This is a genomic window from Hymenobacter seoulensis (assembly GCF_054780535.1).
In genome coordinates this window covers 848776-869113 of sequence record NZ_BAAGWD010000002.1, presented here as the reverse complement: position 1 = coordinate 869113, position 20338 = coordinate 848776, and the positions used below count along the sequence as shown (strand labels likewise).

17 protein-coding genes are annotated in these 20338 nt (G+C 55.8%); 1 reads left to right on the top strand and 16 read right to left on the bottom strand.

What is annotated here, in order from left to right; translation table 11 throughout:
• Nucleotides 1–74: 74 nt before the first annotated feature.
• From amaB to ACYVHC_RS11555, 14 genes are all read right to left on the bottom strand, one after another.
• Nucleotides 75–1673, bottom strand: coding sequence for an aldehyde dehydrogenase family protein (gene amaB / locus ACYVHC_RS11620; protein ID WP_460613877.1), 1599 nt, complete (start codon nucleotides 1671–1673; stop codon nucleotides 75–77).
• A gap of 227 nt (nucleotides 1674–1900) precedes the next feature.
• Nucleotides 1901–3403 (bottom strand): Do family serine endopeptidase, encoded by a 1503-nt coding sequence (locus ACYVHC_RS11615; protein WP_460613876.1) that lies wholly within the window; start codon nucleotides 3401–3403, stop codon nucleotides 1901–1903.
• Between the two features lie 294 nt (nucleotides 3404–3697).
• Nucleotides 3698–4141 (bottom strand): Hsp20/alpha crystallin family protein, encoded by a 444-nt coding sequence (locus tag ACYVHC_RS11610; protein WP_460613875.1) that lies wholly within the window; start codon nucleotides 4139–4141, stop codon nucleotides 3698–3700.
• A 235-nt stretch (nucleotides 4142–4376) separates the two neighbouring features.
• Entirely contained in the window at nucleotides 4377–5192 is an 816-nt protein-coding gene (locus ACYVHC_RS11605; protein ID WP_460613874.1) for a hypothetical protein, read from the bottom strand.
• A gap of 36 nt (nucleotides 5193–5228) precedes the next feature.
• Nucleotides 5229–6428 carry a M20 metallopeptidase family protein gene (locus tag ACYVHC_RS11600; RefSeq protein WP_460613873.1) on the bottom strand — a complete coding sequence of 400 codons (1200 nt, stop codon included), beginning with the start codon at nucleotides 6426–6428 and terminating at the stop codon, nucleotides 5229–5231.
• A 21-nt stretch (nucleotides 6429–6449) separates the two neighbouring features.
• Nucleotides 6450–6845, bottom strand: a complete 396-nt coding sequence (locus ACYVHC_RS11595) for a hypothetical protein (RefSeq protein WP_460613872.1) — start codon at nucleotides 6843–6845, stop codon at nucleotides 6450–6452.
• Nucleotides 6846–6847: 2 nt separating this feature from the next.
• Nucleotides 6848–7393, bottom strand: coding sequence for a sporulation protein (locus tag ACYVHC_RS11590; protein WP_460613871.1), 546 nt, complete (start codon nucleotides 7391–7393; stop codon nucleotides 6848–6850).
• The gene (gene deoC, locus ACYVHC_RS11585; protein WP_460613870.1) at nucleotides 7374–8051 is read right to left on the bottom strand and encodes a 2-deoxyribose-5-phosphate aldolase; all 678 of its coding nucleotides are present in this window, start codon (nucleotides 8049–8051) and stop codon (nucleotides 7374–7376) included. The genes ACYVHC_RS11590 and deoC overlap by 20 nt, the downstream gene beginning before the upstream one ends.
• A 113-nt stretch (nucleotides 8052–8164) precedes the next feature.
• Nucleotides 8165–11572 carry a preprotein translocase subunit SecA gene (gene secA / locus ACYVHC_RS11580; protein ID WP_460613869.1) on the bottom strand — a complete coding sequence of 1136 codons (3408 nt, stop codon included), beginning with the start codon at nucleotides 11570–11572 and terminating at the stop codon, nucleotides 8165–8167.
• 468 nt (nucleotides 11573–12040) lie between these two features.
• Nucleotides 12041–12943: an SDR family oxidoreductase gene (locus ACYVHC_RS11575; RefSeq protein ID WP_460613868.1), complete on the bottom strand. Its 903-nt coding sequence runs from the start codon at nucleotides 12941–12943 to the stop codon at nucleotides 12041–12043.
• Nucleotides 12944–12949: 6 nt separating this feature from the next.
• On the bottom strand, nucleotides 12950–14260 hold the full coding sequence (locus ACYVHC_RS11570; RefSeq protein ID WP_460613867.1) for a glycoside hydrolase family 1 protein: 1311 nt from the start codon (nucleotides 14258–14260) through the stop codon (nucleotides 12950–12952).
• Nucleotides 14261–14440: 180 nt separating this feature from the next.
• A complete protein-coding gene (gene glf / locus ACYVHC_RS11565; RefSeq protein WP_460613866.1) occupies nucleotides 14441–15628 on the bottom strand; it encodes a UDP-galactopyranose/dTDP-fucopyranose mutase family protein in 1188 nt (395 codons plus the stop codon).
• A 154-nt stretch (nucleotides 15629–15782) separates the two neighbouring features.
• Nucleotides 15783–17030: a glycosyltransferase family 1 protein gene (locus tag ACYVHC_RS11560; RefSeq protein WP_460613865.1), complete on the bottom strand. Its 1248-nt coding sequence runs from the start codon at nucleotides 17028–17030 to the stop codon at nucleotides 15783–15785.
• 169 nt (nucleotides 17031–17199) lie between these two features.
• Nucleotides 17200–17715, bottom strand: a complete 516-nt coding sequence (locus tag ACYVHC_RS11555; RefSeq protein ID WP_460613864.1) for a GNAT family N-acetyltransferase — start codon at nucleotides 17713–17715, stop codon at nucleotides 17200–17202.
• A gap of 143 nt (nucleotides 17716–17858) precedes the next feature.
• On the opposite strand from ACYVHC_RS11555, the gene ACYVHC_RS11550 reads away from it, so the two are divergent.
• Nucleotides 17859–18878, top strand: a complete 1020-nt coding sequence (locus ACYVHC_RS11550; RefSeq protein WP_460613863.1) for an aldo/keto reductase — start codon at nucleotides 17859–17861, stop codon at nucleotides 18876–18878.
• Nucleotides 18879–18994: 116 nt separating this feature from the next.
• Here ACYVHC_RS11550 and dapF read toward each other — a convergent pair whose 3' ends face one another.
• A complete protein-coding gene (gene dapF / locus ACYVHC_RS11545; protein WP_460613862.1) occupies nucleotides 18995–19792 on the bottom strand; it encodes a diaminopimelate epimerase in 798 nt (265 codons plus the stop codon).
• A 19-nt stretch (nucleotides 19793–19811) separates the two neighbouring features.
• Nucleotides 19812–20294, bottom strand: a complete 483-nt coding sequence (locus ACYVHC_RS11540) for a DinB family protein (RefSeq protein ID WP_460613861.1) — start codon at nucleotides 20292–20294, stop codon at nucleotides 19812–19814.
• Nucleotides 20295–20338: the final 44 nt, after the last annotated feature.

Genomic DNA, 20338 nt, shown 5'->3' with positions numbered 1-20338 from the left:
ACTACAAACAAAAAGCCCGACTAGAAAACCAGTCGGGCTTTTTTTGTATCATCAGATGCTGGGCCTAGGCCACTTTACACATCAAACTTGATGCCCTGGGCCAGCGGCAACTGGTCAGAGTAGTTGATGGTATTCGTCTGACGACGCATGTAGATGCGCCACGCGTCGGAGCCGGACTCGCGGCCACCGCCGGTTTCCTTTTCACCGCCAAAGGCGCCGCCAATTTCGGCGCCGCTCGTGCCAATGTTTACGTTGGCAATGCCGCAGTCGGAGCCGGCGTGGCTGAGGTAGGTTTCAGTCTCACGCATGTTCAGGGAGAAGATGCTGGACGAAAGGCCCTGCCGCACCCCGTTCTGCACCGCAATAGCGTCCTCTACCCCACCGCTGTACTTAATCAGATACAAGATGGGCGCAAAGGTTTCTTCCTGTACTGTGTGGTACTCGTTGCGGGCTTCTACCAAGGCGGGCTTCACGTAGGTTCCGGTTTCATAGCCTTCGCCACCTAGTACCTCGCCGCCGATAAGCAGCGTACCGCCTTCTGCCTGAACGGCTTCCAGGGCTTTGCTGAACGACTCCACAGCTGCCTTATCAATCAGGGGGCCTACCAGGTTGCCATCCTGCAAGGGGTGGCCGATGGGCAGGTTTGGATAGATTTTGAGCAGACGCGCCTTCACATCCTCGAAAATGCTGTCGTGGATGATGAGGCGGCGCGTGGTGGTGCAGCGCTGTCCGGCGGTACCTACTGCGCCAAACACCACGGCACGCATGGCCATGTCCAGGTCAGCGTGCTCCGTCAGGATGATGGCGTTATTACCGCCCAGCTCCAGCAAGGCCCGGCCTAGGCGGCCACCTACTACTTCGCCTACTTTTTTGCCCATGCGGGTGCTGCCTGTGGCGGATACCAACGGCACGCGCGTATCAGCAGCCATAGCGGCGCCAATTTCGGCATCACCCACAATCAGGCTGAAGACGCCCTCGGGAATGTTGTTTTCCTCCAGCACTTCTTTCAGAATGTGCTGCACGGCCACGGCTACTAGGGGTGTTTTTTCAGAAGGCTTCCAGATGCTGACATCACCGCACACGGCGGCCAGCATGGCGTTCCAGCTCCATACCGCCACCGGGAAGTTGAAGGCCGAAATAATGCCGACTACTCCTAGGGGGTGGTACTGCTCATACATGCGGTGCGCGGGCCGCTCGGAGTGCATGGTGTAGCCCGTGAGTTGGCGCGAAAGACCCACGGCAAAGTCGCAGATGTCAATCATTTCCTGCACTTCGCCGAGGCCTTCTTGCAGGATTTTGCCCATCTCGTAGCTTACCAACTTGCCCAATGGCTCCTTGTACTGGCGCAGCTTGTTGCCAATCTGGCGTACAATTTCGCCACGCTTGGGAGCAGGCATCAGGCGCCAGGTTTTGAAAGCTTCTTCGGCTTTCTTTACTACCTGGTCGTAATCATCGAGGGTTGCAAAGGCTACAGAACCAATCAGGCGGCCATCGGTAGGCGAGTGAATAGCGCGCGAATTCCCGTTGGAGGCGCCGCCCCAGTGCAGGCCGGTACTCCAGGCTGGGCTATGCGCTTCAAGGCCGAGCTCCTGCAACACCTGCCGAATACCGTGGTGGTCATGCTCCTGCACATCGGTGCCGGTAGCGGCAGCTTCTTCGAGGGCTTGTTTCATGGGAAGGAAAATATGAGTTGGGTGGAAATTGCGAAAGTGGGGTACTGCTGATGAAAGCAAAACTAGCAAAAAGCCCCTACCTCTCAGCGGATATCCCTCCTGCTTCGCCCGAGTTACCTGCGTCCGGCATCGCACTAGGCCTGCTTCGGCTTTAAACCCCATCAGGAAATAAAAAACCCTTCGCCAGCCGGCGAAGGGTTTCTTTCAAAACACTACCTAGGGCAAGCTTATTGGGCCTGACCAATGGGGTAGTACGCTTTGCGGCCATCGGGGTAAACGCCTTCTACCAGGGCGCCATCCGTTGCCTTAGCGGCTTCGAGGTAGCGCTGCACATCCTGGGGCTTGGTCACGCGGTTTTTGTCGATGCGGGTGATAATAAACCCGTCGGCAATACCGGTTTCGCGGAAGTTGGATCCTTTGATGCCGTTGATTTTAGCACCACCCTCAATGCCGAGCTTGTTTTGCTCCTGGCGCGTTACCGGAACCAGCGTAGCACCTTCATACTTCAGCGTAGAAGCCACTTCCTCCCGAATAATATCGGTGGTACCGGTGGAGTTGCGCAGGGTAGCCGTGGCCGTACGCTCTTTCGAGTCGCGTAGGTAGGTTACCTTGATTTTGTCGCCGGGGCGGAAGCGGGCTACCTGCTCCTGTAGCTGCGAGGAGGTATTCACTTTCACGCCATTGATTTCCGTGATGATGTCGCCTTCCTGCAGACCTGCATCAGCGGCCGAGCTGTTTTTGCCGGCACCCATCACGTACACACCGTTCAAGGAGCTCAGCTTCTTCTCAGAAGCCAGCTGGGCATCTACCTCCCGGATTTGCACCCCTAGCAGAGCCCGCTGCACTACTTTGTACTTCAGCAGGTCGTCAATCACCTTGCTCACAATGGAGCTCGGCACGGCAAACGAGTAGCCCACGAAAGAGCCCGTCTGGGAAGCAATGGCGGAGTTAATACCAATCAGGTCGCCGTTTAGGTTTACCAGTGCACCACCCGAGTTACCGGGGTTCACTACGGCATCCGTCTGCAGGAACGACTCAACGCCCATGCCGTCTTCGCGGCGCAGGATGTTGATGTTGCGGCCTTTCGCGGAAATAATACCCGCCGTTACGGTAGAGTTCAGGTTGAACGGGTTGCCCACAGCTAGTACCCACTCGCCTACCTTCACGTTATCGGAGTTGCCGTAACGAATGAAAGGCAGGTTGTCGGCTTTTACCTTAAGTAGGGCTAGGTCGGTGGTGGGGTCAGTACCCACTAGCTCGGCGGCAAACTTGCGCTTGTCATCCATAACCACCTCAATCTTATCGGCCTTGTCAATCACGTGGTTATTCGTGACGATATAGCCATTTGCAGCAATGATTACGCCGGAGCCGGAACCCTGCTGGGGCCCCTGCCGGCGGCCCTGGTACTGGTCCATATCCTCGCCGAAGAACTGCCGCAGGAACGGATCCATGCGCGACATATCGTTCTGGCTAGCTTTGGGCGCATACTCGGTCATGACGTGTACTACTGCCGGAGTAACGGAAGCCGCCGCGGCCGTAAAATTCAGGCCTTCGGGCACCGCGTACGTGCTGCTGCGCAGCTCACTGGTGTAGCGAACGTTGGGGTCGGCAGCTACGGTCTGCGGCGCAGAAGAGCGCTCGGGTTCCAGCAGCTTGTACCCACCCACGGCCACGCCTCCGCCCAGTATAGCGGAACCGAGCAGGCCGAGCATCATTTGTTTTGCTTGCATGGGTAATGAAAAGGTGAGATGAATGATGTCAGTTTGAAAATACAACAGATTTGTGAGCGAACCATGAACTGGTGGCCTACTTCAACTGCGGTATTACTGTTTTGATGACTTGCTAACGCTAGATACCCTAGGGATGGTGTCCGGTTGCATGGCTGTTCAGGGAAGAAAATGACCTGTTGGTAGATTATTTATCTTGGCAAAACGCTACTTGCCCGTTTCCACCCTTCTTTTTCTATAACACACTAGCCAAGAAAAAGGCACCAACATAGGTGCCTTTTTCTTGAAGATCAGTGCTTAGCGAATCTCAATTTGGTGCTTCGTGACCTTTTTGCTGTCAAAGGGAAGCGTCAGTTGCAGCACGCCATCTTGAAGCTGCGCCTCAATGGCCGTTACCTCAACTGTGTCGGGGAGGCGGAAGGAGCGGGTGAACGAACCGTAGCCCGACTCTACCCGCCGGAATTTAGGACCATTTTCAGCAGACTCAGGCGCTTTCCGTTCGCCGGAAATAGTGAGCTTACCTTCCTGGAAATCAATCTTAACGTTCTCCTTCGCTACGCCGGGCAGCATCAGATGAATCTCAAACCCTTGCTCTGACTCTACAATATCAGCCTGCGGAATGAAGCTAGCTGAAGGAGCCGTTTGGGAAGGAAGAGTTTCGCGCAGCATCTCGTTTAGTACGGAGCTAATGGCGCGGGCAGGACGCAAAGCAGGCTGGTTGTTATAAAGCAGAGTTGCCATGGTAAGTATAAGATGTTGTTAGAGTTACGGTCAAATGCTATGTCCATCCGGACACATGTATCTCTATAAAATCTATACCAACTGCCTATTAGCTCTTTTTATATGACGTAATGTCGCTTGTCAAAATTCACTCTCACGTAACACTAGGTATAACAACCTGCTAAACTGCCTAAATTTCATTTAAAGGCACTTTATTAGCACCTCCTGCTGCTGCCACTTTGTCTTACACGAGAGCCTAGTGCTGGGTAGGCAATTGTCGGCGGTCGGCGTTTTGGGCATTTCCACCTAGGGTCATGCGCAAGTCGAGGCCCAGGATGGGCTGCGTATAACGGCCTTTTCCTCCCGGAATGGTAATCGTACCGTTGCTGTCGGTTTGGGGCAGAGAGAAGTAATAGGTGCTTTGCCAGGCAAACCACGGCGTGAAGTCGATGCGTGGCGAAAGACGCACGCCAACTTCACCACGCAGGGAGCTGAAATCAATAACCCGCTCCTTGAGTTCGTCTTCATCGCGCTGAAAACGCAGATAAGCCTGGGGCTCCACGGAAATGCGCGGGCGCAACGCTACCCTTTCATTGAGGGCAAACACCTTGTCTACATCCAACCGCAAGTTGGCCAAGGCCCGGCTCTGGGGTCCGGTTTCGCCGGGTATCCAATACTCTAGGCCCAGGCGCTGCCGAAAGTTAACGCTGCCGAGCGTAGCCCAATGCCGCAGGAACACCTGCGGGCGAATATCTACCTGTATATCCGTAGCATCGGAGCTGCGGTAGGTATCATAACCATCCGCCCTTAGCTCCGCTCCCCAGCTCCATTGGTCACTCCAGAAACTTTCATACCCCACCCGTACACCTACCTGGTCCAGTTGGGTACCCCGGAATGTTCCGGTCTGGATGGGTGCGCGCAGGGCCAGTAGCACGTAATCATCACCTGACAAGGCAACTTCGGCCTGCACCTCCGGTAGCAGCCCCAAGTTGCCGGTAGCCCGGCGTTGGGCTTTAGCTGAAGCAGAGGTGAGCAGCGCCAGGGCGGCTAGTAGTACTGGTAGAATTCGCATAGAGATAGAGCTACACTATAGGATACAGGATGAAGCTTACTTTTCGGCCAGTTCGCGTAGTGCCAACCAAGCCATTAGGCCGGGGCCGGTTTCCAGGGCTTTGGTATCGATATCAAAGGTAGGCGTGTGTACGGATGAGGTGTAGCGGTTGCTACCATCGGCAGCGGCCGTGCCGAGCCGGTAAAAGCACGCACTGGTAGCCTGGCTGAAGTACGCAAAGTCCTCGGCGGCCATCCACTGGTCGAGCTCCACTACGTTTTCGCGGCCCAGGTACTCTACGGCTGCCTGCTCGGTGCGCGCAGTAAGCGCCGGTTCATTCTCCAGATAGGGGTAGCCGCGCCGAATTTCCAGTTCACAGGTGGCACCCATGCTTTCCGCCAGCCCTTCGCACAGCCGACGCAGGTGCTCATGCGCTTCGTTGCGCCACTCTTCATTCAGGGTGCGGAACGTGCCTTCGATGTACACCTCATTTGGAATAACGTTGGTAGCGCCCTGCGCAGTTACCTTCCCGAATGATAGCACCGAAGGCAGTTTTGGGTTAGCCCGGCGGCTAACAATCTGCTGGGCGGCCACAATGATGTGAGCCGCTACCAAAACGGGGTCCAGGTTCTGCTCGGGCATGGCGCCGTGGCCTCCTTTGCCGCGTACAGTAAGGTATAGCTCATCGGTGCTGGCCATATAGCGGCCCGCGCGCAACCCAATTTTTCCAGCGGGTAGCCTTGGAAATACATGCTGCCCTAGTACGCTGGCGGGTTTAGGGTTTTCCAGTACGCCTTCCTGAATCATGAGGGAAGCACCACCGGGCAGGAGCTCTTCACCGGGCTGAAACATGAGCTTTACGCTCCCCTCAAACTCATCGGTAAGCTGGGTTAAGATGCGCGCTACCCCTAGTAAAGAAGACGTATGCACATCGTGTCCGCAAGCGTGCATCACGCCCGGGTTCGTTGATTTGTAAGGCACCTCGTTTTGCTCCGTAATGGGCAAAGCATCCATATCAGCGCGCAGGGCTACAGTGCGGGAGCCGGGGTTGCGGCCTTCAATGAGGGCTACTACCCCTGTGCCGGCAATGGGCTGAGTTTTTAAGCCAAGCTTCTGGAGCTGCTCCGTAACGAAAGCCACTGTGTTATGCTCTTTAAACGAAAGCTCCGGGTGGGCGTGCAGGTGCTCACGCAGTGCTACGGTATCGGTGGCGGCGGCGGCGGCCAGGGTTTTGATGCGCGAAATCAGATGCTGCATATTTAAAACGGTAAAGCGAGGCTATTCAAACAAAACGCTCAAGTGCGGACGCACGGTCAGGAGCATGGGTCGGCCAAAGGTATTAGGGCTGAAGGCAGCTTCATCCTGCTCCGTCGAAAAAGAAATCCGACTTACCAGCACACTGTCCGGAAACTCCAGGTATTCGCCCCGCTTATCGTTGTTGTAGCGAATGCGGCCGCGCACCGCCACCGTAAAATCAAGCAAAATGGCCTTCGATGTTACCTGCAGCAGCGTAACATCTACTACCCCCGCCTGAGGCCACAACGTCACGAGCAAGCGCAACCCTTGGCGGTCCACACTGAAATGGATACCGCCGTTGTTGTTTTCGGTGGGTACTACCTCCAATCCTTGCAGAAAGTCCAGCTCATCCCAATGCAGCTCCCGAACGATAGGCACGACTAGTACGCGTTTTTATTAATGACCACTTGCATAGACTCCAGCTCCGCTTTTGGTGCCAGCGCCCGAATGCGCAGCAGTGCTTGCTCGGCTTCAAGGCGGGTAAGGTAGTCGCCGATGCGAAGCCGGAAAATAGGCTGCTTGTAGGCCAGATAATCAGTTTCTTCGGGGTAGCGGCTAATGATGGCCCGGCGCACGGCCATAGCCTGATCTTTCTCGAGTCCCACGTACGCCAGAATACGGTAGCCCTGCGCATACTTCACGTTTTGGTTGGTGTATGCTTGGTCGCGAAGGCGCTGCTCTATCTGAGGGTTCACGTGGTTGGTGGGGTTTACGGCCCTAGCGGGGCTAGCAGGCGCTACTACGGGCGCTTTGGGCGCAGCAAACACGGGCCGGTACTTGCTTAAATCCTCGACGGGTGGTGCCGAAGCAGCACGTTGCGCCGTGTCGGGTTTGGAGGTTGTGGGCGCCCCCGGACCGGATGAAGCACAAGCTCCGAGGGAAAACAGAACAGACAGCAGCAACACGTTACGTAGCAGGTGTTTCATGAGAATCGGCTTCGAGCAAGGCCAGACTATTAGACGAGCCAATCCGGTCGGCGCCGGCGGCAATAAGGGCCAGAGCGGCCGTACGGGTACGAATACCACCCGAGGCTTTAATACGAATGCCTCCGGGCAAAGAACGGCGCATCAGCATGATGTCGGCAACGGAAGCACCCCGGTTGGCAAAGCCCGTGGAGGTTTTAACAAAGTCGGCGCCGGCCTCCTCACACAGGCGGCAAGCCGTTACTATCTCCTCTTCGGTGAGCAAGCCGGTTTCGATAATGACTTTGAGAATTGCCCCGCGCAGGTGGCAAAGCTCCGCCAGCTGCCCGATTTCTTCCTCTACCTCATCCAGCCGGCCAGCTTTCAGCGCGCCTACATTGATGACCATGTCCAGCTCCGTAGCCCCATCCGACAAGGCCTGATGTGCTTCAAAGAACTTTACTTTTGCTAGGGCATATCCCAAGGGAAACCCAATAACAGTGCACACTGGAACGCCGGAACCTTGGAGTTGCTCGGCGGCAAAGCGCACGTAGCACGGTGGCACGCACACACTGGCAAACTGGTTGGCGGCGGCTTCTCGGCAAAGCTGAGCAATCTGATCCGGGGTAGCATCCGGCTTCAGCAGCGTATGGTCGATGGTGGCGGCAATCTTCTGCGACATAGGTAAGCAAAGGTAACGGACAGGAACGGTAGCACGTCTATGGCAACCATGCTACAACAAACGGGCCGCGCTTCCTCTCTGGAAACGCGGCCCGTTTGGTAAGCTTCTCTTCGTTAGTCGATCAGCACAGCGCGGTCATTCAGTAGGTCGTCTTCCACTGACTTGAACTTGACGTCTCGCACAATGCGGCCGTCCATGTACTGCACGCTTACTTTCTCGTTGCGGTTAGCCACTTTCTGCGACTTAGCCGGCTGTTGCTTTTCCAGAACCTGCGGCTGAGCGCCATCTTGCTCCAGGTCCTCGGGACCAGCACCCAACGATACCGACGAAACTTCCTTCTCGGCTTTCAGCTTAGGCTGAGGCGGCGCTACGGGTAGCTCGTCTTCGGTGAAGTACTCGGGCTCGTCGTAGCCATCCTGGCCAGCCTGCATCGGCACATCAGCACGGAACAGGAACTGGATGGTGTCCTCGTTTACCTTGCCAATCATCTGCTGGAAAAGTTCAAACGACTCGAACTTGTAAACCAACAGCGGGTCTTTTTGCTCGTACACAGCGTTCTGCACTACCTGCTTCAGGTCGTCCATGGCGCGCAGGTGCTTGGTCCAGGCCTCATCGATAACCGAGAGTACCACCACCTTCTCCATGCCCCGAATTATTTCGTGGCCACCGCTAGCTTGGGCGCGACGCAGGTTAGCAATAGCCTGAATCTGCTTGCGGCCATCGGTGAATGGAATGGCAATGTTCTCGTACGGCGCGTTCTGGCTCAGCAAATCGTTAATCAGCGGCATCGAGTTACCGGCAATGAAGTCGTTTTTGCTGTGGTAGTAGCCTAGGGCTTCGTCGTAGAGTTTCTGGGTTAGCTGGCCAGCTTGCATGCCGCTCAGGTCCTGCGCCGTCAGGTGCGTATCGTACCCGAACACGCGAATAATGGCCAGCTTGAAGTCTTCGAAGTCGTTAGAGGTTTTGTGGCCTACTACAATGGCTTCGCAGACGTCGTAGATCATGTTCCAGATGTCCAGCTCCAGACGCTCGCCGTGCAGGGCATTGCGGCGGCGCTTGTACACCACTTCGCGCTGGGCGTTCATCACGTCGTCGTACTCCAGCAGCCGCTTCCGGATGCCAAAGTTGTTTTCCTCTACTTTCTTCTGCGCACGCTCAATAGACGAGGTAATCATGGAGTGCTGAATTACTTCGCCTTCCTCCAGGCCCATGCGGTCCATGAGTTTGGCAATCCGGTCGGAGCCGAACAAGCGCATCAGGTTGTCCTCGAGGCTTACAAAGAACTGCGAAGAACCTGGGTCGCCCTGGCGGCCGGCCCGACCACGCAGCTGGCGGTCTACGCGGCGGGACTCGTGGCGCTCGGTGCCAATAATGGCTAGGCCACCAGAAGCCTTCGACGTCTCTTTGAGCTTAATGTCAGTACCACGGCCGGCCATATTGGTAGCAATGGTTACGGTGCCGGGGTAGCCCGCGCCCGCTACAATTTCAGCTTCGCGCTGGTTTTGCTTGGCGTTAAGTACCTGATGCGGAATACCGCGCAGCTTTAGCATGCGGCTAACCAACTCCGAAATTTCAACGGAGGTAGTACCTACCAGCACGGGGCGGCCAGCTTGTACCAGGGTCTGGATTTCCTCGGCTACGGCGTTGTATTTCTCGCGAACGGTTTTGAATACTTTGTCGTGCTCGTCTTTGCGGGCAATGCCGCGGTTGGTAGGCACTACTACTACGTCGAGCTTATAGATTTCCCAGAACTCGCCGGCTTCGGTTTCTGCCGTACCCGTCATGCCGCCCAGCTTGTGGTACATGCGGAAGTAGTTCTGCAGCGTTACGGTAGCGTAGGTCTGCGTCGCGTCTTCTACACGCACGTTTTCCTTGGCTTCAATGGCCTGGTGCAAGCCATCGGAGTAGCGGCGGCCTTCCATTACGCGGCCGGTTTGTTCATCCACAATCTTCACCTTGCCATCGTCGGTGAGGATGTACTGGTCATCCTTCTCGAACAGCGTGTACGCCTTCAGCAACTGGTTGATAGTGTGGATGCGCTCCGACTTCGTCTGGAAGTCGTCCATGAGCTTCTCCTTGGTGTGGAGCTTTTCTTCGCCCGAGAGGCTAGGGTCTTTCTCGATGTTGGCCAGTTCGGTCCCGATGTCGGGCATGATGAAGAAGCTGTGGTCTTCGCCCTGGCCGGTAATCAGGTCAATGCCTTTTTCCGTCAGCTCGATTTGGTTGTTCTTCTCGTCAATGGTGAAGAACAGCGGCATATCGGCCTGGGGCATCTGGCGCTGGTTGTCCTGCAGGTAGTGGTTCTCGGTTTTCTGCAGAATAGCCCGCATTCCAGTCTCCGACAGGAATTTGATGAGGGGCTTGCTCTTGGGCAGACCGCGGTAAGCACGGAACAAAGCCAAGCCACCTTCCCCTTCTTTGGGACCGTCTTTGCCTTCTTTGATGAGGCGACGGGCATCGACGAGGTACTGCTGCACCTGCTTCTTCTGCGCGTCCACCAGCATCTGGATGCGGGGCTTCAGGATATAGAACTCGTGCACATCGCCACGTGGCACAGGGCCCGAGATGATAAGTGGCGTCCGGGCGTCGTCAATCAGAACGGAGTCTACTTCGTCGACCATGGCGTAGTGGTGCTTGCGCTGCACTAGCTCCTCGGGGTCGCGCGCCATGTTGTCGCGCAGGTAATCGAAGCCAAACTCGTTGTTGGTGCCGTAGGTAATATCGGCCAGGTAGGCCTGCCGACGCGCATCCGTGTTCGGCTGGTGCTTATCTATGCAGTCGACCGTGATTTTATGGAACTCGAACAGCGGCGCATTCCACTCAGAGTCACGCTTGGCTAGGTAGTCGTTTACGGTTACCAAGTGAACTCCGCGGCGAGCCAGCGCATTCAGGAAGGCCGGCAGGGTTGATACCAGCGTTTTGCCCTCACCCGTAGCCATTTCGGCAATTTTGCCCTGGTGCAATACTACGCCGCCAATCAGCTGCACGTCGTAGTGAATCATGTCCCAGGTAATTTCGGCCCCGGCGGCCAGCCACTTGTTGCTCCAGATGGCTTTGTCGCCCTCGATGCGCACGTTGGGTTTGCGCTGGGCATACTGCCGGTCGTAGTCGGTGGCAGTAACTACGAGCTGCCCGTTTTGGGTATAGCGGCGAGCAGTTTCTTTGGTGATGGCAAACGCGATGGGCAGCACTTCCATCAGCACAACTTCTAGTTCCTTGTTGCGCCTCTTTTCCAGCGTGTCGATCTGGTCGAACAGCTGCTCCTTCTGCACGGCATCCAGGGTAGCATCCTCGTTGACGCGCTGGTGCAGGGCGGCAATCTGGTCGTCGATAGATTTCAGGTACGCATCGATCCGGGCCCGGACCTCGTCAGTGCGGGCGCGCAGCTCATCGTCGCTGAGTTGTGCCAGTTTGGCATATTCGGCGTTTATGAGCGCCACGTACGGAACAATCTCCTTCAAATCCCGCTCCGATTTAGAGCCGAAAATTTTGGCGACGGTTTTCCCTAGAAAATCAAACATGCTGGTTTTACTTAATTGAAACGCCGGGGCGCATCCCAAATTTACAGGATTTCTATCCAAAACCGCCCCATATCATAATCAACAGACAATCTGGCGGGTTTTTCCGCAAAAACACCAAGCCCAAATACTTCGGCCTATTGCCCCCAGACTAATAATTTGACAAGCTGATGCAGTCGTAAGCCGAGTTGTACAGTTACAACGAACCCATCATTTTACTAGCCACTAAGGTGCCTCCAACCTCCTTAGCCTGCTACTTTCATTAAACTAAAATGCGCAATAGTATCGGGAAAGTTCAGCAAGCAATACTAGCCCTCTGGTGTTTGTATGCGCGGCTTGCCTGCTAAAATACTCAGCATGAACCAGCCTAATCTACACCCGTGGTATACTACCCTCCTTACACCATCAAACCCTGCTACCTCGTGAGGCGGCAGGGTTTGATGGAAAAATAGAGCTAGTGATAGAGTATTGTCAGGATGCCACGGCCATAGCTTCCTCCGTAGCTTGAATGGTCGTTAGCATTTCGCCTACGCATTGCTGTAGTCGCTCTTCAGAGCTCGGCATCAAGTTTCCTTGGTTGCTGGCTAGCACGCTGTAGGCAGGGCGTGGCGCGGCCAAGCCGAACGCCTGCATGGGACGCGGAACTACAAACGAGGTATCTAATCCGGCTATGTCCGCCGCTTGCCGTGCCAGACTAGCCCACGTATAGGCCCCTTGATTGGCCAAATGCCACACGCCTTTCTCCTGGTCGATGAGCAGATCCAGGGATACATTCACGAGGTCAGGCACATACGTGGGCGAAATCAATACATCATCGGCGGCGTAGAAGGCCTGCTTATGATGGCCCGCCCGGAGTGCATCGTACACGAAATTGTACTCATCCCAAGGGCTGAAAAAAGCACTTGTCCGGATTATCAGTGCTTCCGGCATTTGGGCCTGTACATATCGCTCTGCTAGGCGCTTACTGTTGCCGTACACGTTAAGCGGAGAAGGCTGGTCGCTTTCCACGTACGCCTCTGCTTTGGTACCATCAAACACCAAATCAGAGGAAAATGTGAGAAACTGAATACCTCGGTGGGCGCAGGCAGAGGCTAACACAGCAGGACCTGTGGTATTTTCTTGGTAGCATTGATGAAAATTTTGTTCTGCTTCATCAACCCGCACGAAACCGGCCGTATTCACTACGGCCCACGGCTGGTACCGGGCTAATACCGTTTCAACAGAAAGCGGATCCGAGATATTTAGCTCGGTACGTCCTAAGGCAATTGCCGCAATGCCCCGGCTGGCACAAATGCGTTGAAAAGCTCGCCCTAGTGTGCCGTTGGCGCCGGCAATAAGCAGTGGCTCGGGGGTAGTGTATTGATGTTGTTGCATAGCGTATTAGCTGTTATAAGTGGGGCCATGGTGATGATACAGAAACCTATCATCTCGCTCCCACCAGCCTTTGGAGTGAAGCACCGGATGATCGTAATGCCCTTCCGTGGCGAGCTTTCGAACCATATGAAACAGGGCCGTTGGGCGAGGATTGCCACTACGTACATCGAAAACGCCGCTTTCGTAGAAGCCCGCTTCTTGCGTAAGCAGGGTATTCCAGTCATAAGCACCTAGCAACGACCAGATAGTGATGGCGCGCATGTCTGCGCCTTCGTGCTTAAGCTGCTGGGCCGTATCCCAGGCATACTGCACCCAGCGCATTTGTTCTTCGCGGGTGCACCCTAGGTGCACCTCGGTTATGGCCATGGGTAAGTGATACCGCTCCCAAGCTTCCGTGAGCAAGCCATGCAGGCCTGTCATTTGCACCGCCTGTATGCGTACGGCCTCTACATCGGCATAGTGGGTGCGAGCTTGACTTTGACGCAGGTGGTGGGCCGGGAAATACTGGTGGTTTTCATCCAGAAACCGCTCACTGGTGATGTAGTGATTTATACCCAGAATGTCGGGAGGTGTGGGAGCATGGACTAACTCCAACAGCTCGGCTCTGGAGGCACCATTGGCGCGTAGATAGGCCCACAAGGGATGCTGCTCATGGAGGCGGCCGCAGAGCAAGTCATAAGTCAGCCAACGGCGGTTGTTCTCAAACTCAGCTTGATCAGCAAGCCCGGGGGTGCAGTGCGTTTTCCCTAGGTCTTCCGTTTGCACCAACTGTGCGGCCGGATTTACTTCTCGAATGGCCTGCATCGCCTGCTTTACCCCTTTTATGTGGTTGAGCTGAATGCGCACAAACGTGCGGTCATCAAACGCGTGCGGATACCAGAGGCCGTACAAACCACTAAATCGAGCCGTAGTAAGCGGCTCATTAATGGGGGTATAATACTGCACCCAAGGATAGCGCTCGGCCACCATCCGGGCAAAGCGGGCGATGCCCGCTACAAAGTTCTTCCGGTGCAACGCCGTGTAGTGCGGACCACTGCCGTGGTGCAGCAGCGTTATGATGGGGTCAATGCCCAACTCTCGCAGCCGAGCCATGCGCTCATCTGTCCAGGTCCAGTCCGGGCGGTCAAGGCTTTCGGGTGCCACTTGCTCCCACAAAATGGGGTAGCGCAATTTCCGAATTCCTAGGTCAGCAAATAAGTCTAAGTCCTCGATTCGGGTACGGTGCCCACTGCTTGCGAGCTGATCGAAGTATCCGTTTCCTACTCGTCGGATGGTACATTCTATGCCGCCCCATACTTCTACGTCCTCATCTTGCATAGCTTGAAAGGTAAAGTGGCACTGAGCAGCTTCAGATTAGATTTGCTACGCAGTGTTGAGATTACAACGCCCCAGAACGGGGCTGTCATCTGCTTTCCGACGCGGGCCTGCGTAAGGCTTTTGTCGGGAAGCAGATGACAGTACATCCAGTGGCTTAGCCGATGTAATTCTAAGGGCCGGTTATGGCTTGCCCTTGGCTGGGTCGCGGGGCACAAGCTTGTCCAGAATGGCAGCAGAGCCGGTTATTGCGGGCTTTGCGGGCTTTTGGGCTTCTTCCGTTTTCTCCGTGAGTTTCTTGTACAGCGTCAGGGCCTGGGCTACTACCTGGTCCATGTTGTAGTACTTGTATGTAGCCAGTCGGCCTACAAAGTGCACGTTCGGGGTCTCGTCGGCTAGCTTCTTGTACTTGTTATACAAGTCGGCGTTTTCGAGGCGTGGTACGGGGTAGTACGGGTCGCCCTCGGCCTTCGGATATTCATACACGATGGATGTTTTGGGATGCTTCTGGCCGGTTAGGGCCTTAAACTCCGTAATGCGCGTGTACAGGTTGTCGTTGGGGTAGTTTACCACCGGAGCCGCTAGGTAGTTTTCAACGTTCAACGTCTCGTGCTTAAACTCCAGGGAGCGGTAAGGAAGCTTGCCGTACTTGAAGTCAAAGTACTCATCTACCGGGCCCGTGAAAATCATTTCCTTGAACGGAATGAAATCCACGATGTCGTGGTAGTCGGTGTTAAGCATCACCTTTATGTTCGGGTGATCGAGCATGCGCTCAAACATCCGGGTGTAGCCGTGCAGCGGCATGGCTTGGTAGGTATCCGTGAAATACCGGTCGTCGCGGTTGGTGCGGGTAGGCACGCGGCTGGTCACCGATTTATCAAGTTCTGAGGGGTCCATGCCCCACTGCTTGCGCGTGTAGTTGCGGAAGAACTTCTCATATAGCTCCCGGCCTACCTTGCTTACTACTACGTCCTCAGAGGTTTTGATAACCGGCACTTGCTCCGCTACTGACTCAAAGAACTGCTCTACCTCAAAGCTATTGAGTGAGAGGCCGTACAGCTTATTGATGGTATCGAGGTTGATGGGCATCGGTACAAGTTGGCCATCTACAGAGGCTAGTACGCGGTGCTCATAAGGGCGCCAATCCGTAAAGTTGGAGAGGTACTCGAATACGTCTTTGGAGTTGGTGTGGAAAATATGGGGACCGTATTTGTGGATCAGGATGCCATCCTCATTGTAATGATCATAAGCATTGCCGGCAATGTGGCTGCGCTTATCTACAATGAGTACTTTTTTATTGGAGCGCGTAGCGAGCCGCTCGGCCAATACACTGCCGGCAAATCCGGCTCCGACGATGAGATAATCGAACATAGCTAAGCGGTCTTTTAGGGGAGAAAGGAAAAGAATGTCAGGCGGGTGGGTAGGCGGTAGGAGGTAGTAGTAAGCGCTGAGCGGGAGTGCTGGTGGCCTTTCAGCCCCAATGCCTGAACCGTTCTGTTAGAGATAAGCTAGCGTAATGTTGTTGCTACAGCGTACCCTGCTCAGCCGCGGCGGCTGAGGTAGCAGAGAGTTTTTTCTGCATGAGGTCCACCATTTGCTGCCAGGTTTGGTCCCAGCTGATGGTAGCGAGGTAGTCGTCGGTGCGCTGGCGCCAGTCAGCATCCTGGTGCTGCGTAAGGGCTTTGGCAATGGCCTGCCCGAAATCATCGGCGGTGGCAGCAATTTGCACCAGGTTCAACTCGCCATATGGGCGCACTACGTCGCGGATGGGCGTGCTCACTACCGGGCGGCCGGCGGCCAGATACTCTGGCGTTTTAGTGGGCGAAATGAATTTAGTGCTCTCGTTATCAGCAAAAAGCAACGTTGCTACATCCCAACCGCGTAAGTAGGAAGGTAGTTCCTGATAGTCTTTGCTGCCGAGGTAGTGAATGTTTTGCTGACGAGGCAAAAGCGCGGGGTCAATTTTCACCACCGGCCCGATGATAACGAACTGCCACTCGGTGTGGGCATCGGCCAGCTGGCGCAACAACTCAATATCTAGGCGTTCATCCACTACCCCAAAAAATCCTATGCGGGGATGGGCAATGCCAGCTTGGTCGGCGGGCTCGGGCATGTGCTGGCGGGCCTGGCCAAAGTGCGCTTTATCTATGCTGCTTGGGAACGGGTGAGCATCAGCGTGTTGCTCGCGCTTGGCTTCGTAGAGCGTGTGCCCACCTGTGAAAACGTAGTCGGCTTTCCGGAATAACTCCTGTTCCCGCTCACGAAGCGCGGGCGGAGCGAACTTAAAGGCAGCCAGCTCATCCATGCAGTCGTAGATGGTGAGAGCAGGCTGGAAGTTGCGTGATTTACCCAATGCCATGGGCGTGTAGTACCACGCAATAAAATTTTCAATTCCTTGTTCGCGAAAGTGCTGAGCAAGCACCTCAAATTGGATCTGGTCGGCGGCTTCCTCCTGCTCGGGGCCACGTAGGCGGGCGGGCAGATGCACCACAAGCACTTTCAGGCCGTGCTGCCGCTCCTTTACTTCCAAGTGCGGCTCAATCAGGTCATCGGGGTGGTAGAAGGCGTCTTCTACGTAAAACACCCGGCCCTGCTGCGCAAACCGCGACATTAGGTGCTGCGGGCGCTGCCATACAAAATCCCAATGCAAATGCGCAAAGCACACTACATCAGGCAGACGGTGAGGTAAGGATAGAGCAGAATCAGCGGATGTGGTAGTGGAAGTAGTGTGGGAGGCGCGCACTGGCGGCTCCGCTGGTGGAGTCAGCGACATAGAGTAAAGAGTATTACGTTCATCAGCAGACGACCATCCAACCCCGATACAGAAATCACCACTGTCGGCGGTCGTCTTACACTAGTACGGTTAGCTCTAAAAAAGGGTATGGATGAGTTTGCTTTACCCCTCTCCCTACACTCTAAGGTGGCCAAAAATGGCGCTAAGGCTACAGAATGCACTGCATTTCCAAGGCGTCTTGCCAGCCCTGCGCAGTACGCAGCCACTCTCGCCGTATGCCTACCCTCGTGAACCCAGCAGCCGCAAACAGGGCCACGCTGGCCACATTGCTAACGCTAATGGTACAGTGCAATTGGTGCAGCTGCAACACTTGCCTAGCATACGCAAGTAATAACTCTAGGGCTGCCTGCGCATACCCCTGCCGGCGGTGGGGCTGCAGAATAGTAATGCCTACGCCGGCCCGTTGGTGCAGCGGCTCAAACCCAAATACATCTACCGTCCCGACGGCCTTCCGCGTGGCGGCCTCACACACAACCAACCGCAGTTGGCGCACCTCAAAAAAGTCAGCAGCGGCGCTATCCAGGTACTGGCGCAACACGTGGCGCGAAACCGGCGTGAGCGTGTCCGACACCCCCCACACGCTAGGGTCGTTTTCCAGCGCATACAGAAACTCGAGGTCGTCGGCTTCCAGGGGGCGCAGAAAAATCAGGTCGGAGCGAAGCATAGGGCTAGTACGTGAAATTCGGGTAAGCAAACCTACTACCCTGCCGCCAAACGCAAACCGCCAAGGCTGCTACCCCACAATTATGCGCCAACCTTCAGGGTGAAGAGCAGTTTAGCTAGATTCCACCTTACTGGTTTTCAGCTATGAAATATAATTTGCTAGGCAATACGGGCCTGAAAGTATCGGAATTGTGTTTGGGCACGATGACGTTTGGCGGCAAAGGCTGGGCGGCGGCCATCGGCAACCTGGGCCAAGCGGCCGTAGATGAGCTAATGAAGCGCTCCATAGAGGCCGGCATCAATTTTATTGATACGGCTAATGTGTACTCTGAAGGGCTTTCGGAAGAGCTGACGGGCCAGTCCATTCACAACCTGGGCGTGTCGCGGCATGAGTTGGTGCTGGCTACTAAGGTGCGCGGTAAAATGGGCGAAGGCCCCAACGATGCCGGCCTCACGCGCAAGCACATCTATCAGCAAGTAGAAGACAGCCTGCGCCGCCTGAAAACCGACTACATCGACCTTTACCAAACCCACAGCTACGACCCGCTCACGCCGCTGGAAGAGACCTTGCGCGCCCTCGACGACCTAGTGCGCAGCGGCAAGGTGCGCTACATTGGTGCTAGCAACGTGGCGGCCTGGCAACTCATGAAAGCTCTGAGCTACTCCACCTACAACCATGTGGAAAAGTACGTTTCGCTGCAGGCCTACTACACCGTAGCAGGCCGCGACCTGGAGCGGGAACTGGTGCCGCTGCTCCAGGATCAGAAAGTGGGCCTGATGGTGTGGAGCCCGCTGGCCGGTGGTTTTTTGAGCGGCAAATTCACCCGCGAAAACCAGAGCGAAGAAGGCGCCCGCCGTACGGGCTTCGACTTTCCGCCCGTTGATAAAGAAAAAGCATTTGCGGTGCTGGATGTGCTGCGCCCCATGGCCGAGGCGAAAGGCGCTACCGTGGCGCAACTGGCGCTGGCGTGGCTGCTGCATCAGCCGGTAGTCACCAGTGTCATCATCGGGGCCAAAAAGATGGAACAGCTCGATGATAACCTAAAAGCCGTTGATGTGCGCTTGAGCCCAGAGGAACTGCAGCAGTTGGACGAAGTAAGCAAGCTAGCCCCGGAGTACCCCAACTGGATGCTGGACTTTACCAAAGGCGACCGGCAAGTTTAACCCTTATGGCACCCTAGTAAAACCCACAGTGCCCTGGCCAAAACACGTTGTTCTGGCCAGGGCACTGTGGGTTTTACTAGGGTGCTGTAGCGCGCAAACCAACGCTGGTGCTAGCCTTAGCTAACCTCAATGCTGCCTTGAAATACGCGGGTGGCAGGGCCACTCAGAAACACGTTGGTGAAGGAGCCATCGGGCTTAGCATCGAAGGCCACGTGCAGGTCGCCGCCGGGGGTGCGCAGGTGCACGGGGCTGGTGGCACCACGCCGCGAAGCCGCCAGCGCCACGGCCGTTACGCCCGTACCGCAGCTCAGGGTTTCGTCTTCCACGCCGCGCTCATAGGTGCGCACCTGCCACGGTTGGCCCGGCACGGCCGGCGCTTCCACAAAGTTGATGTTGGTACCCTTCTCCCGAAACCGTTCATTGTAGCGAATAGAGCGGCCCTCGGTAAACACGTTCAGCTCGGCTAGGGTGCTCGGCGGCTGAAACCGCACCAAATGCGGCGAGCCGGTATCGAGGAAGATGCCGTATTCATCTACCTCTTGCTGCCCAATCACATCCTGCATGCGCAAATGCACTGTGCCATCGGCATCCACGCGGCCTTCGTGCGGACCATCTGCGGCCAGGAAATGGGTAGTGTCCTCAATTACGCCGAGCTGCTTGGCAAACGCCACCGTGCAGCGGCCACCGTTGCCGCACATAGAGCCGAGGTAGCCATCGGCGTTAAAGTATACCATCTCGAAATCGTACTGACCGTGCGGGCGCAGCAGTATCAGGCCATCGGCCCCAATACCGCGGCGCCGGTCGCAGAGAAAGCGCACCAGCTGATGGTTGTTTTCATCGAACTGCATGGCGCGGTCATCTACCATCACGAAGTCATTGCCAGTGCCTTGGTATTTAAAGAAAGAGAGCATCATGGGGAAGGGCAAACAAAAGTCAGACAAGTTTACGCAGCAAGGCAATCTGGCCGGCGTGGTAAAGATAATGCTGCGCGGTGCCATGCAGCAGCACGTACACAGAATCTGCCGCGCCATCGGGGCGGGCGGGCACTTCGCGGAGCACTGTATCCAGCGCACCTTCCGCTACTGTTGACGCCGCGGCCAGCAACCGCTCATGGGCCTGCTGAAGCTCCTGCCGGGCTTGCTGCCAGGCGGTTTCACTAGGCTCGCTCTCGAAGGCAGGCCAGTCGTCAGCTGTTGGCGGGGTTAGTTCCAGCCGTTCGATGCGGTGTGTAACCGTATCGGCCCAGGTAGTCAGGTGGCGCACTAGCTCCCCAATGCTATGGATGCCGGGCAATGGATGCGCCGCTGCCTGTGCGGCCGAAATGCCCGCCAGCACCTGCTGCAGCGAGGGTCCCGACCACGCCTCACCCCAAAATGCCCGCTGTAGCTGATCAGTAATGCGCTCTGACTCTTTCATTTTGCCTCACTTCGTTTCAAGATAGAATATACAATACCAGCCGG